The sequence below is a fragment of the Flexivirga caeni genome, from assembly GCF_003724155.1.
Classification (GTDB): Bacteria; Actinomycetota; Actinomycetes; order Actinomycetales; family Dermatophilaceae; genus Flexivirga; species Flexivirga caeni.
Genome location: NZ_RJJQ01000006.1, coordinates 15,349 through 29,096, shown reverse-complemented (window position 1 = coordinate 29,096; position 13,748 = coordinate 15,349). Strand labels below are relative to the sequence as shown.

Sequence of the window (13,748 nt, the reverse complement as noted above, 5' to 3'; positions counted from 1 at the left end):
GCTGATCACCGTGGAGTTCGACTTCGACGCGGAGATCATCGAATGGCGCGGGCCCTCGCCATACCTCTTCGCGGCGCTGCCGCCGGAGCTGGCGGACGAACTCGCCCTCGCCGCAAAGGATTTCACCTACGGGTGGGGTTGCATCCCGGCGTCCGGCCGGCTCGGCCGGACCGATTTCACGACGTCGCTCTTCCCCCGGAACGGCGGCTACCTGGTGCCGATCAAGCGGGCGGTGCAGCGCGCGGAGCAGGTCGGGCTCGGGGACGTCATCCACCTGGAGCTGCGGGTCGGCGACTGATCCGTCGACCGCGGCAGCCGCTCAGACGACAGTGAGCGGCAGCAGCTTCTTGCCGGTCGGGCCGACCTGGATCTCGGTGTTCAGCTGCGGGCAGACGCCGCAGTCGAAGCACGGCGTCCAGCGGCAGTCGTCGAGTTCCTTCTCGTCGATCGCGTCCTGCCAGTCGTCCCAGAGCCAGTCCTTGTCCAGGCCGGAGTCGAGGTGATCCCACGGGAGCACTTCGTGCTCGCCGCGCTCGCGGGTGGTGAACCAGTCGACCGACAGCGGCGTACCCTCGAACACCGTTGCAGCACAGTCCATCCAGCGGTCGAAGCTGAAGTGCTCGCTCCAGCCGTCGAAGCGGCCGCCGTCGCGCCATACGGCCTCGATGACCGCACCCACGCGGCGGTCGCCACGGCTGAGCAAGCCTTCGACGATGCCGGGCTTCCCATCGTGATAGCGCATCCCGATCGACGACCCGAGCCGACGGTCGGAGCGGATGGCGTCCCGCAGTTTGGCCAGCCGCGCGTCGGTCTCGTCAGCCCCCAGCTGCGCGGCCCACTGGAACGGCGTGTGCGGCTTGGGCACGAAGCCGCCGATGGACACGGTGCAGCGAACGTCCTTGCGGCCACTGACTTTCCGGCCGGTCTCGATGACCCGCTTGGCCAGCTCGGCGATCTGCAGCACGTCTTCGTCGGTCTCGGTCGGCAGGCCGCACATGAAGTAGAGCTTCACCTGCCGCCAGCCCGCGGAGAACGCCGCGGCAACGGTGTTGATCAGGTCGTCCTCGCTGACCATCTTGTTGATGACCTTGCGGATGCGCTCCGAACCGCCCTCCGGCGCGAAGGTCAGCCCGGACCGCCGGCCGCCGCGGGTCAGCTCGTTCGCCAGGTCGATGTTGAACGCGTCAACTCGGGTGGACGGCAGCGACAGACCGGTCTGGCTTCCCTCGTAGCGATCGGCCAGGCCCTTGGTGATGTCGGCGATCTCGGAGTGGTCGGCCGACGACAGCGAGAGCAGCCCGACCTCCTCGAATCCCGTTGCGGCCAGGCCGCGTTCGACCATCTCCCCGATGCCGGTGATGGATCGCTCGCGCACTGGGCGGGTGATCATGCCGGCCTGGCAGAAACGGCAGCCGCGGGTGCAGCCGCGGAAGATCTCCACCGACATACGCTCGTGGACGGTCTCCGCCAGCGGGACGAGCGGCTGCTTCGGGTAGGGCCAGGCGTCCAGGTCCATGACGGTGTGCTTGGCCACCCGCCACGGCACACCGTGCGCGTCGGGAGCCGGCGCGACACGCTGGATGCGCCCGTCCGCCAGGTAGTCGACGTCGTAGAACGCGGGCACGTAGACGCCGCCGGTGCGCGCAAGCCGGAGTAGCAACTCGCGGCGGCCACCGGGCCGGCCATGTGCCTTCCAGTCCTTGATGATGTCGGTGATCCGCAGCAGGGCTTCTTCCCCGTCGCCGAGCACGGCCGCGTCGAGGAAGTCGGCTACCGGCTCGGGGTTGAACGACGCGTGCCCGCCCATCAGCACGATCGGGTCGTCGTCGGTGCGGTCGGCCGCGTGCAGCGGTATGCCGGCCAGGTCGATCGCGGTGAGCATGTTGGTGTAGCCGAGCTCGGTGGACATCGAGAGGCCGAAGACGTCGAAGTCGCGGATCGCGCGGTGCGCGTCCACGGTGAACTGCGGGACGCCGGCCTTGCGCATCGCGGTTTCCAGGTCGGGCCACACGGCATACGACCGCTCGGCGATGGTGTCCGGGCGCTCGTTGAGCACCTCGTAGAGGATCATCACGCCCTGGTTGGGCAGTCCGACCTCGTAGGCGTCGGGATACATCAGCGCCCACCGGACGGTCTGCTCCTGGCCGCCCGGCCCGAAACCGCCACAGTCCCAGTCCTTGACGGTGGAGTTGAGTTCACCGCCGACATACTGGATGGGTTTGCTGACCCGCTCCAGCAACGGCTCCAGCGCGGGAAAGAGTGACTCACCTGCCATGGAGTCCAGGGTATGGCGAGAGCCCTCCCGGACGAAACGCCACGTGCCCAAGCGGACCCCCGCGAGACGACGGCCACGGCAGCCGGGCGCCCCGCGAGCTTGCGAGCGTCGGCGCCCAGCTGCCGTGCGAGAAGTCGAGCCAAAAGACTCAGTCGTAGAGACCGTCGAGCTCGTCCTTGAACTTGCGGATGACAACGGGGCGCTTGAGCTTGAGGCTGGGCGTGATCTCGCCGTCTTCGACGGTCAGGTCGCGGGGCAGGATGATGAACTTCTTGATCTGCTCCCAGCGGTTGAGCCCGAGGTTGAGTTCGTCGACGTAGCCCTGCACGAGTTCACGCACGGCGTCGGACGTGACGATCGTGCGGTAGTCGGCGCCCTGCATGCCGTGGGTGGCCGCCCACTCGGTCACCGCCTCCTCGTCGAGGGTGATCAGCGCGGAGACGAACTTGCGGCCGTCGCCTTCGACCACGAACTGCGAGGCGAAGGGGCAGATGCCCTTGAAGGTCGCCTCGATCAGGCTCGGCGCGACATACTTTCCGTTGGACGTCTTGAAGAGGTCCTTCTTGCGGTCGGTGAGGCGCAGGTGCCCGGTCGGCAGCACTTCACCGATGTCGCCGGTGTGGAACCATCCGTCGACCAGGGTCTCGGCGGTGACGTCGTCCAGGCCGCGGTAGCCCTGCATGACGCCGGGGCCTTTGATCAGCACCTCGCCGTCGTCGGCGATCTTCACCTGTGTGCCGGGCACCGGCCACCCAACGGTGCCGACCACGTTGGCGTCCGGCCGGTTCACGCAACTGGCCGCCGATGTCTCGGTGAGGCCGTAGCCCTCGAGGATCGGCATACCCATCGCGTCGAACCAGCGTGCGACATCCTGGTTGAGCGCGGCGGAGCCGGAAATGAAGAAGCGCACCCGGTCGCCGAAGCGTGCCCGGATCTTGTGGACGACGAGCTTGTCGCCGATCGCGTGCTGTGCGGCGAGCAGCGGGCTCACCGAGTGACCGGCCGCCTGGGCAGCCGCGACCTTGCGGGCATTGCCGCTGGCCCAGTCGAAGAGTTTGGCTTTCACGCCGCCTTCGCCGGCCATCATCATGGTGATCCGGCCGTAGACCTTCTCGAAGATGCGCGGCGCGGCACCCATCCAGGTGGGTCGCACGATCGGCAGGTTCTCGACGATCTTGTCGACGCGACCGTCGATGGCGGTCGGAAAACCGATCTGCAACGGCAGCGTCAGCAGCACCTTGCCGAAGACGTGCGCGAGCGGCAGCCACAGATATTGCAGGTCGTCCTCGGTCAGGATGCGCACCGAGTCGACGGCGGCGGCCTCGTAGGTCCACGCGTCGTGTGGCAACCGGACGCCCTTGGGCCGCCCGGTGGTGCCCGACGTGTAGATGAGCGTCGCGAGCGAGTCCGGCGTCAGCCCGGCGATCCGCTCCTCGATGATCGTGCCGTGCTCGGCGAGGTATGCCGCCCCCGCCCGCTCGAGTTCCGCCAGACCGACGACCCAGTCGCCGTCACCGTCGCCGTCGAACAGCACGACCTTCGTCACGTTCGGTATGACGTCGCGGCCGCCGCGCAGCTTGGCCACCTGCTCGTCGTTCTCGGCGAAGACGACCACACTGCCCGAGTCGGAGGTGATGAACAGCACCTCGTCCGCCGTCGTGGACGGGTAGATCGTCGTCGTCGCGGCGCCGCAGAGCATGACCGCCAGGTCGGCCAGCGCCCACTCCAGGCGCGTCGAACTCGCCACGGCGACCCGGTCCTCCGGTGCAACGCCGAGCGCGACGAGACCGGCGGCCATGTCGCGGGCGCGGCGATCGACCTCGCTCCAGGTGATCGACTTCCACTGCTCCCCCACCGGATAGCGGTAGGCCTCCCGGGTCGGAGTCTTGGCTACGCGGTCGACGAAGAGGTGCGCGACGGAGGTGGCGCGGCCTTCGACGACGGCCAGGTCAGGGTGCTCTTCGGTGAGCGACTTGGTCATGGCAGCGAGACTACCCGCCGGTTCGGATCCACCCGACGCAACGGGTCAGCGGGTCCGGCAGATCTCCCTCGCCTGTGCCACGTCGCGACGCATCTGGGTGATCAGCGCGTCGATCGAGTCGAACTTGGTGTTGCCGCGCAGCCGCCGGACGAACTCGATGCGGACCGTCTCGTCATACAGGTCGAGGTCGTCCCGGTCCAGCACGTAGGCCTCGACCGTGCGCTCCGGCACGTCGTCGAAGGTCGGGTTGGTGCCGACCGAGATCGCCGCGGGCATCCGGTGCTCGGCGTCGTCGCGCGCCGTGTCCTCCCGCACGAGCCACCCGACATACACGCCGTCGGCGGGCACCAGGCCCTCCGGTTTCGGGCCGAGGTTGGCCGTCGGGAAGCCGAGTTCGCGGCCGCGTTGCAGACCGCGCACGACGACACCACGCACGTCGTGCACGTGCCCGAGCGCGCGTGCGGCCACGTCGACCGCGCCGTCGGCGAGCGCGCGCCGCACGTCGGTCGAAGAGATACGGTGGTCCTCGCCGACATCGGGCAGCACGTCCACGGCGAAGCCGAACTGCTGACCGAGTTGCCGCAGGGTGTCGACGTCGCCGGAGTTCTTGACGCCGAAGCGGGTGTCCCGCCCGACCACGACCTCGGCCGCGTGCAGTCCATCGACGAAGACATCGCGCACGAACTCCTCGGGGGTCATTGCCGCGAGTTCGGCGGTGAACTCCAGGACCAGGACGGCGTCCAGACCCGTTGCGGCGAGCCGCTCGTAGCGGCTGGTCGTGGAGGCGATGAGTTCGGGCGCCCGGTCCGGGTGCAGCACCTGCAGCGGGTGCGGCTCAAAGGTCACCGCGCAGGACCGTATGCCGCGAGCCGTCGCGCGCTGCACGACCTCGTGCAGCAATGCCGCGTGGCCGCGGTGAACCCCGTCGAAGTTGCCAACGGTGACCACGCTCGCGCCGAAGTCGGCGGGGATGTCGGTCAGCGTGGAGAAGCTCAGCACGGCCGGGGCTTACTCTGCGCCCGCGGCGCCGGTCGCAAGCTCCCTGCGACGCGAACGCATCCCAAGCCCGCCGTGCCTGTTCTGAATGAGAATCACGGCCGCAACTTTAGCCCGCGGCGAAATCCTTCTCCGACAGGCGCATGACGCGCCACCCGACGAGGGCGAGCAGCCAGGTCACCACGAAGACACCGACGATCACGAAACCGACGCCGTCCAGGTTGACCGAGCCAATGGCGGCAATCGGTCCGTGCGTCAGGTCGAAGCGGTCGGACAGCACCGAGCACAACTCGATGCTGCCGATGACGAGCGCCACGAACACCGACAGCCAGGTCACCGTGGCGTTGTAGTAGAGCCGGCGCAGCGGCTTCGCGAACGCCCAGCGGTATGCCTTGGCCATGAAGACGCCGTCTGCGGCATCGAGGAGGCTCATGCCCGCGGCGAACAGCACCGGCAGCGTGAGGATGGCGTACCAGGGCAGCGACACCGCCGCTCCCCCGGCGAGCACCAGCAGGCTCACCTCGGTGGCGGTGTCGAAGCCCAGCCCGAAGAGGAAGCCGATCGGGTACATGTTCCACGGCTTGGTGACCGACTTGGTCAGGCCGCCGAGGATGCGGTTGACGAACCCGCGGGAGTTGAGGTGCCGCTCCAGCGCGTCCTCGTCGAAGTCACCCTGCCGGGCCCGGCGCCACACCTTGACGATGCCGACGAGGGCGATCAGGTTGAGGATGCCGATGATCCACAGGAACGCGCCCGACACGGACGTGCCGATCACCCCGGTGATCGCGTGCAGGGTCGAGTTGTCGTTCTCGACGGGGCCGGCGAGCGCCTTCATGCCGAGGGCGAGCAGGAAGCACAGGCCGAAGACGACGCTGGAGTGGCCGAGGGAGAACCAGAAGCCGACCGAGATCGGCCGCTTGCCGTCCGAGAGCAGCTTGCGGGTGGTGTTGTCGATTGCGGCGATGTGGTCGGCGTCGAAGGCGTGCCGCATCCCGAGGGTGTATGCCGTGATGCCCAGCCCGACCCCGTAGGCCTGCGCGTGTGCGGTGTCGGCGCCGATCGACAGGTGCTGCGGCGCGATGACGAAGAGCAGCGTGCCCCAGCCGAGCACGTGCAGTGCGGCGACAGCCATCGCCATACCGAAGACCGAACGGCGTTCTGCCGGTGTGAAATCGGCGAGCATCGCGCGTACGCGGCCCATGCCGGTGGCCTCGGATGACGTGACGGTTGCCATGGTGCCCGAGCATAGACCTATCCGCGACTCAGTCGCATGTGGTCTCGGTCAGAAAGGAAAGACTACGCGCGATTTCGCCAGCGGCCCGGTCTCGTCCAGTAACGCGACCAGCTCGTTGCCGCAGATCGCGGCCGAGAGGTCCGGATGCTCGGGCTCCGCCGCCAGCCGCTTGCCGTGCCGCAGGTCCACCGCCTCCTGCTCGGTGATCCGGCGAACCGGGAACTGCCGCGCGGCGGCGTCGGCCATCGGCTGGATCGGCAGCGCTTCCTCGCGCTCCGCGAGCGCGGTCAGCTCGTCGAGCGAGTGCGTCATCGACAGCGTGTAGCTGCCGACCCGCGTGCGCCGCAGCGCCGTCAAGTGGCCGCCGACGCCGAGCGCCTCGCCCAGATCGCGGGCGAGCGCCCGCACGTAGGTGCCAGAGGAGACCTCCACCTCGACGTCGAGATCGCGCAGCTCGCCCACCGCGCGCTCGGCCTGTATGGCGAAACGGCTCACCCGCACCGGCCGCGCCGCCAGCTTCACCTCGTCGCCACCGCGCACCCGCGCGTAGGACCGCACCCCGTCGACCTTGATCGCGCTGACCGCGCTCGGGACCTGCAGGATGTCGCCGGTCAGCCGTCCAGCAGCGGCCGAAATCGCTTGGGACGAAAGACCGCTCGCGTCATACACCTGGGTGATCTCACCCTCTGCGTCGTCGGTGACGGTCGACTGCCCGAGCCTGATCGTCGCGGTGTAGGTCTTGTCGCAACCCACCAGGTAGGTCAGCAATTTCGTCGCCCGGTTGATGCCGAGCACGAGCACCCCGGTGGCCATCGGGTCCAGCGTGCCCGCGTGCCCGACGCGGCGGGTCCGCGTGAGCCGCCGCGTGCGGGCCACCACGTCGTGACTGGTCCAGCCGGCCGGCTTGTCAACCAGCAGCAGGCCATCGGCCGTCATTCGGCGTCGTCGGCCTTCTTGTAGGGATCGGCGTCCCCGGCGTATGACGCGCCGGCCTTGCTCTGCGCGAGTTCTTCGTCGCGTTCGCGAGCCGCCTTGAGCGCTTCCTCGATGTGGGCGGCACCCTCGGGGATGGCGTCGGGGATGAACTCCAGCGACGGCGTCAGCCGGATGCCGAGGCCCTTGCCGACGTGCGACCGGATGCGACCACGCCAATCCTCAAGCGCTGCAGCGGTGTTCGCGCGTTCTTCGTCGGATCCGAAAACGGTGTAGAAGACCGACGCGTGCTGCAGGTCACCGGTGACCCGCACGTCGGTGATGGTGACGAAGCCGAGGCGTTCGTCCTTGACGCGTCGCTCGACGAAGTCGGCCACAAGGGTCTTGGTGCGCTCGGCGATCTTGCGGGCGCGTGCCGGGTCAGCCATCGTCGTCCTCCTGGCGTGGTGTGTCGTCATGTGGCAACGCACCACCCTAAGGTCACCGGCCTTTGCGGGCGACGAGCAGGTCGCGGTCGATCGACGCGTCGACGCGGTGCCGGAACGCGTCGGGGTCGCCGTCCACCAGTGTCAGACCGTGCGTGACGAGCAGCGCGGCGAGTTCATCGCGCGGAGCGACATGCCGGTTGTAGGACAGTCCGACGGCGCCACCGGTGCGCAAGGTCCGCACCCACTCGGGCAGTGCGCGGTCGAGCAGATCGAGCGGGCTGCGCGCGAGCCGGTCACCGTGCGAGCCGTGCTGCACGCCGTACGGCGTGTCGGTCACGATCACGTCGACGCTGCGCGGCCGGATCAGCCCGTCCAGGTCGGTGGTGTCGGTCGACAGGTAGATGACGCGCTGCGTCCGCCCCGCCTTGTGGTCGTCCTTGGACGCCGCCACCTCGATCCGCAGCTGCCGCCCACGCCCCCGCCCATCGGTGCGCAAGCTGCTCTCGTCGGCGGAGTGTTTCAGCCGGTGCTGCCGCATCCAGGTCTTGATGAACGCCGAATATGCCTGGAAGTCCTTGCTGTCCAGGTCGACACCGGTGACGTCCAGCCCGAGCGACAGGGCGATGTTGAGCGTCGTGCCGCGGCCGCACATCGGGTCGAGCACCCGCAGCGTGCCGTCCAGCAGCCGGTCGGGGGTGGCGGTCGCCGCGGCGGTGACGTTGAGCAGCAGCCGGGTCCACTGCTCGTTGGTCTTGCCCTGGTATTTCTGAATGGTCACCAGGTCGCTCGGGTAGCGGTCGGGATGCTGCAGCGCGACCGGGGCCAGCAGGTCACCCTCCCGCCGGTAGAGGGCGTATGCCGCAGACAGTTGGGACAGCACGCGCACCTCCCACGAGGTCAGCTCGTCCCCCGTACGCAGCGACAGGTAGTCGACCCCTGCGATGCAGGTCGTCAGGACATCGGGCTCAGCAAGCCCGAAACCCACTGTCAAAGCTCGGAGTTCGGCCGCAGCAAGTCGTGGCGCGTCGGCGGCATACACCCGGTTGCCGGAGGGCGCGAGCAGCATCAGGTGTTCGGTCACCCCGGCAACGGTAGTCGGCGCCGTCCGCCGCGGCCGCGCTCCCCAACGGTTTGGTAACGGTTGTGCCTAAATCGATTGACATTCTGCCGAGGCAGGGAATTCTCGGCAATCACGACGCCGTCACGTCGTGCGCTGTTCATCGCATACATCGAATCCGGTCCGCTACCCCGGGCGGTCCGTACCGAGGAGGGTCCGATGGCGGAATCGCCAGCACTGAAGAAAGCCCTGAGCCAACGCCAGCTCACCATGATCGCGATCGGTGGTGTCATCGGAGCAGGTCTGTTCGTCGGCTCGAAGACCGTGATCGGCGCGACCGGGCCGGGCACCTTCATCACCTATGCACTGGCCGGCGTGCTGGTCATCATGGTGATGCGGATGCTTGCCGAGATGGCGGTTGCCAACCCGTCGACGGGCTCATTCTCCGACTATGCCCGCGCGGCGCTCGGCAACTGGGCCGGTTTCTCCATGGGCTGGCTGTACTGGTATTTCTGGGTGGTCGTCTGTGGCTTCGAGGCCATCGCGGGCGCGAAGATCGTGCAGTTCTGGCTCCCCGACGCACCATTGTGGCTGACCTCCCTGCTGTTGCTGTTCGCGATGACCACGACGAATCTGTTCTCGGTCTCCTCGTTCGGTGAATTCGAATACTGGTTCGCCAGCATCAAGGTGGCGACCATCCTGGTGTTCATCGCGCTCGGCGCGTTCTTCGTGATCGGCCTGTGGCCGGGTCACTCGATGGACTTCTCCAACCTCACCTCCCACGGCGGCTTCTTCCCCAAGGGGCCGATGGCCGTCACCGTGGGCGTCGTGACGGTGATCTTCTCCATGGTCGGCGCCGAGATCGCCACCATCGCCGCAGCCGAGTCGGAGGACCCCGAGCGTGCCGTCGCCCGGGCCGCGAACTCGGTGATCGCGCGCATCGCGGTGTTCTTCGTGGGCTCGTCGTTCCTGCTCGTCACCATCCTGCCGTGGAACTCGATCGGTGACGCGTCGCCGTTCGTCGCGGCGATGCAAGAGATGGGCATCCCCTACGCCGACCACATCATGAACGCCGTCGTCCTCACCGCTGTCCTCAGCTGCCTCAACTCGGGCATGTACACCGCCTCCCGCATGCTGTTCGTCCTGGCCGCCCGGCGCGAGGCGCCGGCCAAACTGGTGGAGGTGACTCGGCGCGGAGTGCCCGCGATGGCGATCATCTCCTCCTCGGCCATCGGGTTTGTCTGCGTGATCGCGGCGGCCTTCTGGGAGAGCACGATCTTCGCGTTCCTGCTCAACTCCTCCGGCGCCATCATTCTGTTCGTCTACCTGCTCATCTGCATCTCGCAGACGGTGCTCCGGTTCCGCAGCGGCGGCGCAGATCTCACGGTGAAGATGTGGCTCTTCCCGGTCCTGTCGATCCTGACGATCGTGGCGATCCTCGCGATCCTCATCCAGATGGGGGTCGAGTCCGAGACTCGATCGCAACTGTTCCTGAGCCTTGGCGCCTGGGTCGTGGTCATCGTGCTCTTCTTCGCGAACAAGTTCTTCATCGCTTCGCGGCCCGCCCCGCCGGATGCGACGCTTCCGGAGACGGCTGCGGAGCGTGTGCTCGTGCTCGCAAACCAGACGGTCGAGTCCGAAGAACTGCGCACCGAGTTGCGCCGGATCGGCGCGGACGGCAATACCCGGTTCCAGGTCGTGGTGCCTGTCAGCCCCATCGAAACGGGCGCAGCCGGAACGCATGGCCCGCTCGACGTCTGGGACGAGACGACGCGCATCGCGACGGAGCGCCTTGCACGCACGCTCGCCGTGTTGCACGACGAGAACTTCACCGCCGAAGGGGCGCTCGGCGACTACCGCCCCTTGCACGCGCTCGCCGAGGCTGTCTCGGCCTTCGGCCCCGACCGGATCGTCATCGCCACGCTGCCCCCGGAGGACTCCGTCTGGGAGCGCTTCGACGTGGTGGACCGGGCCCGCGCTGAGCATCGCCTCCCGGTGACGCACGTCGTGGCTCGGGCGAACGCGGAGCTGACGTCGTGACGATCCTCGCCGGATTCAGCGCCAGCAGGCAGAATCCGGCGCCGGTCGAACTCGCGACGCAGATCGCGCGGACCACTGGCGAGGACATCCTTGCGGTGGCCGTGCTGGAACGGCGGCTGCCCGCCAAGGCCGACCCGATCGAGGACGAATACATCGACTACCTCGCGGTGCAGGCGGACCAGGCGCTGCACCACGCGACCGACCGGCTGGCTACCGCCGCTGCGGTGCGTACTCAGGTGGAACAGGCAAGGTCGATCCCCGAGGGGCTTGCCCTGGCAGCACAGGAGCATCGCCCGAGCGTGATCACCGTGGGGTCGTCGTCGTCCGGACTGCTGGGACGAGTGACTCTCGGCAGCGTGACCGAACGGCTCGTGCACACTGCCGCCATACCGGTTGCGATCGCCCCGCGCGGCTATCGCGCCGGTTCGCTGGGGATCACCCGCCTCACCGTGGCGTATGGCGGACGGGCGGACCGGAGCGGGCTGATCGAGTCGGCCGCCGGCCTCGCCGACTCGTGGGGCGTGCCGTTGCGGATCGTCTCCTTCGCGGTGCGGGACGTGTCGGCCTTCACCGGGACGATCGAATCGAATGACGCCGAGCACCTCGTGGTGCACAACTGGTGGCTGCGCACTCGCGGCCGCATCGAGGAACAGCTCACCGAGGTCTGCGAGACACTCCGCACGCGTGTCCCCGTCGAGGTGGGTCTCGGATCCGGCACCGACTGGCCGACCACCGTCGAGAGCGTCGGGTGGGACCCGGGAGATCTGATGCTCTTCGGTTCCGGTGCCGCCGCGATCCACCAGCAGGTGTTCCTCGGCTCGGCAGCGTCGCGGATCATGCGCGCCTCTCCCGTCCCGGTGATGATCATGCCGCGGATCGACAGCGCCTGAGCCGGGCTACGGGTCTCGGCCGGCCCGTCGACGGTAGGTAGCAGGCGGCTCGCCGACCAGCGCCGCGAAGTCCCTGCCCATGTGTGCCTGGTCGAACCAGCCCAGCTCGACCGCGAGACCGGCGAGCGTGCCGACGTCGCCGGCGTGCAGGCGGGCGATCGCGGTGTGCACGCGTGCCCGGGCGACCAGCCACTGCGGACCCACACCGACGTAGTGCCGGCAGAGCCGTTGCAGCGAACGCAGCCCGATCCCACACCGATCGGCCAGATCCGCTGCGGACATTGACGGTTCGGACGCCTCGAGGGTCGCGATGACCGCCGCCAGCGTGTCCAGCTCGGCGGGATCGGCCCGGCGCGCCAACGGCATGAGAAAGCCGTCGAACCGCTCGGCCAGCTCCGCCGAGCCGGCTCGCACATCGGCAAGTTGGTCCACGTCGGCCAGGAAGACGCGGGCGGGCACAACCCGGTCCCTTAATCGGGTCGCATCGACACCGGTGAGCGCTGTCAGGGCACCCGGCCGGAACTTCACCCCGGCAATACCACCGGTGCCCGACAGGTGCACGTCGAAGCGGCGGGCGCTGACCACCCCGGTCAGGAAGACGCCCGGGCCGTCGGCCCCGACCCGGGTGCTACCGCCGGACTCCACCGTGAGGTTCGCCTGGGCGATCGGCACCAGCGACGGGCTGTATGACGCACCCGCGCGCAGCGTCCACCGGACGGTCCAGTAGTTCTCGACCCAGGTGTTCAGTGCCGGATGGCACGAGGGCCGGGACAACGCCGCGTGCTCGGCGAACCGCTGCGGATCCAGCAGGATCCCGTCGCGTGTCGCGTTTGTCCTAGTCGGCATACGAGCAGCGTAGGAGCATGGTCGGACAGGCCAGACCGGCAACGACCCAGGAGCACGCAGATGACCGAGAACGCCACACCGACCGCCGCCATCGGCATGGTCAGCATCGACTGCGACGACGCCGCGACGATGGCGACCTTCTACAGCGCCGTACTTGGCTGGCCGATCGCCTACCAGGGCGATGGCTACGCCATGCTGCAGCAGGACGGCCGGCGGCTCGGCTTCGGCCAGACACCCGACTACCGGCGGCCGTCCTGGCCCGACGACGGACACAAGCAGTTCCACCTCGACCTCGCCGCGACGGACGTCGAGGCCACAGCGGCCCGGTGCGTGGAGCTCGGTGCGACCCGGCCGGAGGAGCAGCCCGGCGGGGACCGGTGGACCGTGCTGCTCGATCCGGCGGGTCATCCGTTCTGCATCACCGATCTGGCGAACTGGGGCTGATCAGTTGATGAAGTAGGCTGTGCCACGGCACACCGGATCCTGCCGACCGTCGCACCCGTCGTGCCGCACCTGTCGGTCCAGGCGGTGCCGAGCATCGCGCTCCCGCTCTTCGTCGTGACGATGGCATCCCAGAACATTCCCGGGGTCGCTGTCATGCGTGGTTTCGGCTACACCGTGCAGTGGCGGCCCAGCATGCTGGTGACCGGGCCGGGACGGTGCTCGCTGCCCCGGCCGGCGGTCACGCGATCAACCTGGCAGCAATCAGTGCGGCGCTCGCCGCCGGCCCGGATACCGCACGCCGCTGGATCGCCGCCGCCTCCAGCGGCGGGACCTACCTGGTGCTCGGGTTGTCGTCGGCGGCGCTCACCACGCTGGTCACGCTGGCACCGAACGGCGTCGTCGAGACGGTCGCCGGGCTGGCGTTGCTCGGGGCGCTGACCGGCGCGCTGCGGGGCGCACTCACCGGCGCGACCCGTCCGGCGGAGGCGACAGCAGCTGTCATCACCCTGGTGATCACCGCGTCCGGCACGACGATCGCCGGCATCGAGTCGGCCTTCTGGGCGCTGCTCGCCGGCCTTGTCGCCCGCTGGTGGCTGCTGCGCGGAACGCCGGCCTCGTAAGCTG

At 68.6% G+C, this 13,748-nt stretch carries 13 protein-coding genes and 1 pseudogene; 6 read left to right on the top strand and 8 right to left on the bottom strand.

Annotated features, from left to right (window positions below; translation table 11 throughout):
* Nucleotides 1-10 precede the first annotated feature (10 nt).
* Nucleotides 11-298: a DUF1905 domain-containing protein gene (locus tag EFY87_RS07855; RefSeq protein WP_123270931.1), complete on the top strand. Its 288-nt coding sequence runs from the start codon at nt 11-13 to the stop codon at nt 296-298.
* Nucleotides 299-319: 21 nt separating this feature from the next.
* On the opposite strand, the gene EFY87_RS07850 is transcribed toward EFY87_RS07855, so the two are convergent.
* The 7 genes from EFY87_RS07850 to EFY87_RS07820 form a co-directional block, all read right to left on the bottom strand.
* Nucleotides 320-2,275, bottom strand: coding sequence for a TIGR03960 family B12-binding radical SAM protein (locus EFY87_RS07850; RefSeq protein WP_123270930.1), 1,956 nt, complete (start codon nt 2,273-2,275; stop codon nt 320-322).
* Between the two features lie 148 nt (nt 2,276-2,423).
* Nucleotides 2,424-4,256, bottom strand: a complete 1,833-nt coding sequence (locus tag EFY87_RS07845; RefSeq protein WP_123270929.1) for an AMP-dependent synthetase/ligase — start codon at nt 4,254-4,256, stop codon at nt 2,424-2,426.
* 45 nt (nt 4,257-4,301) lie between these two features.
* A complete protein-coding gene (locus EFY87_RS07840; RefSeq protein WP_123270928.1) occupies nt 4,302-5,255 on the bottom strand; it encodes a bifunctional riboflavin kinase/FAD synthetase in 954 nt (317 codons plus the stop codon).
* A gap of 106 nt (nt 5,256-5,361) precedes the next feature.
* Complete coding sequence (gene nicT, locus EFY87_RS07835; protein ID WP_245988534.1) at nt 5,362-6,486, bottom strand: Nickel transporter NicT; 1,125 nt, start codon at nt 6,484-6,486, stop codon at nt 5,362-5,364.
* Between the two features lie 48 nt (nt 6,487-6,534).
* Nucleotides 6,535-7,422, bottom strand: coding sequence for a tRNA pseudouridine(55) synthase TruB (truB, locus tag EFY87_RS07830; RefSeq protein WP_123270927.1), 888 nt, complete (start codon nt 7,420-7,422; stop codon nt 6,535-6,537).
* Nucleotides 7,419-7,847, bottom strand: coding sequence for a 30S ribosome-binding factor RbfA (gene rbfA, locus EFY87_RS07825; protein WP_123270926.1), 429 nt, complete (start codon nt 7,845-7,847; stop codon nt 7,419-7,421). Before rbfA ends, truB begins: the two co-directional genes overlap by 4 nt.
* A gap of 52 nt (nt 7,848-7,899) precedes the next feature.
* Entirely contained in the window at nt 7,900-8,928 is a 1,029-nt protein-coding gene (locus EFY87_RS07820; RefSeq protein ID WP_123270925.1) for a TRM11 family SAM-dependent methyltransferase, read from the bottom strand.
* Between the two features lie 195 nt (nt 8,929-9,123).
* Between EFY87_RS07820 and EFY87_RS07815 the strand changes: the two genes are divergently transcribed.
* Together EFY87_RS07815 and EFY87_RS07810 are read left to right on the top strand one after the other, a co-directional pair.
* Nucleotides 9,124-10,944 carry an amino acid permease gene (locus tag EFY87_RS07815; RefSeq protein WP_123270924.1) on the top strand — a complete coding sequence of 607 codons (1,821 nt, stop codon included), beginning with the start codon at nt 9,124-9,126 and terminating at the stop codon, nt 10,942-10,944.
* Nucleotides 10,941-11,834: a universal stress protein gene (locus EFY87_RS07810; protein ID WP_123270923.1), complete on the top strand. Its 894-nt coding sequence runs from the start codon at nt 10,941-10,943 to the stop codon at nt 11,832-11,834. The genes EFY87_RS07815 and EFY87_RS07810 overlap by 4 nt, the downstream gene beginning before the upstream one ends.
* 6 nt (nt 11,835-11,840) lie before the next feature.
* On the opposite strand, the gene EFY87_RS07805 is transcribed toward EFY87_RS07810, so the two are convergent.
* On the bottom strand, nt 11,841-12,680 hold the full coding sequence (locus EFY87_RS07805; RefSeq protein ID WP_123270922.1) for a helix-turn-helix domain-containing protein: 840 nt from the start codon (nt 12,678-12,680) through the stop codon (nt 11,841-11,843).
* A 60-nt stretch (nt 12,681-12,740) separates the two neighbouring features.
* Here EFY87_RS07805 and EFY87_RS07800 point away from each other — a divergent pair, with 60 nt between their 5' ends.
* The 3 genes and pseudogenes from EFY87_RS07800 to EFY87_RS07795 all read left to right on the top strand — a co-directional run bounded on the left by EFY87_RS07800 (nt 12,741) and on the right by EFY87_RS07795 (nt 13,744).
* Nucleotides 12,741-13,124 carry a VOC family protein gene (locus EFY87_RS07800; RefSeq protein WP_123270921.1) on the top strand — a complete coding sequence of 128 codons (384 nt, stop codon included), beginning with the start codon at nt 12,741-12,743 and terminating at the stop codon, nt 13,122-13,124.
* 60 nt (nt 13,125-13,184) lie between these two features.
* Nucleotides 13,185-13,271: pseudogene (locus tag EFY87_RS21320) on the top strand (benzoate/H(+) symporter BenE family transporter); the annotation flags it as partial.
* Between the two features lie 32 nt (nt 13,272-13,303).
* Nucleotides 13,304-13,744, top strand: coding sequence for a benzoate/H(+) symporter BenE family transporter (locus EFY87_RS07795; protein WP_425459356.1), 441 nt, complete (start codon nt 13,304-13,306; stop codon nt 13,742-13,744).
* The last annotated feature ends 4 nt before the right edge of the window (nt 13,745-13,748 follow it).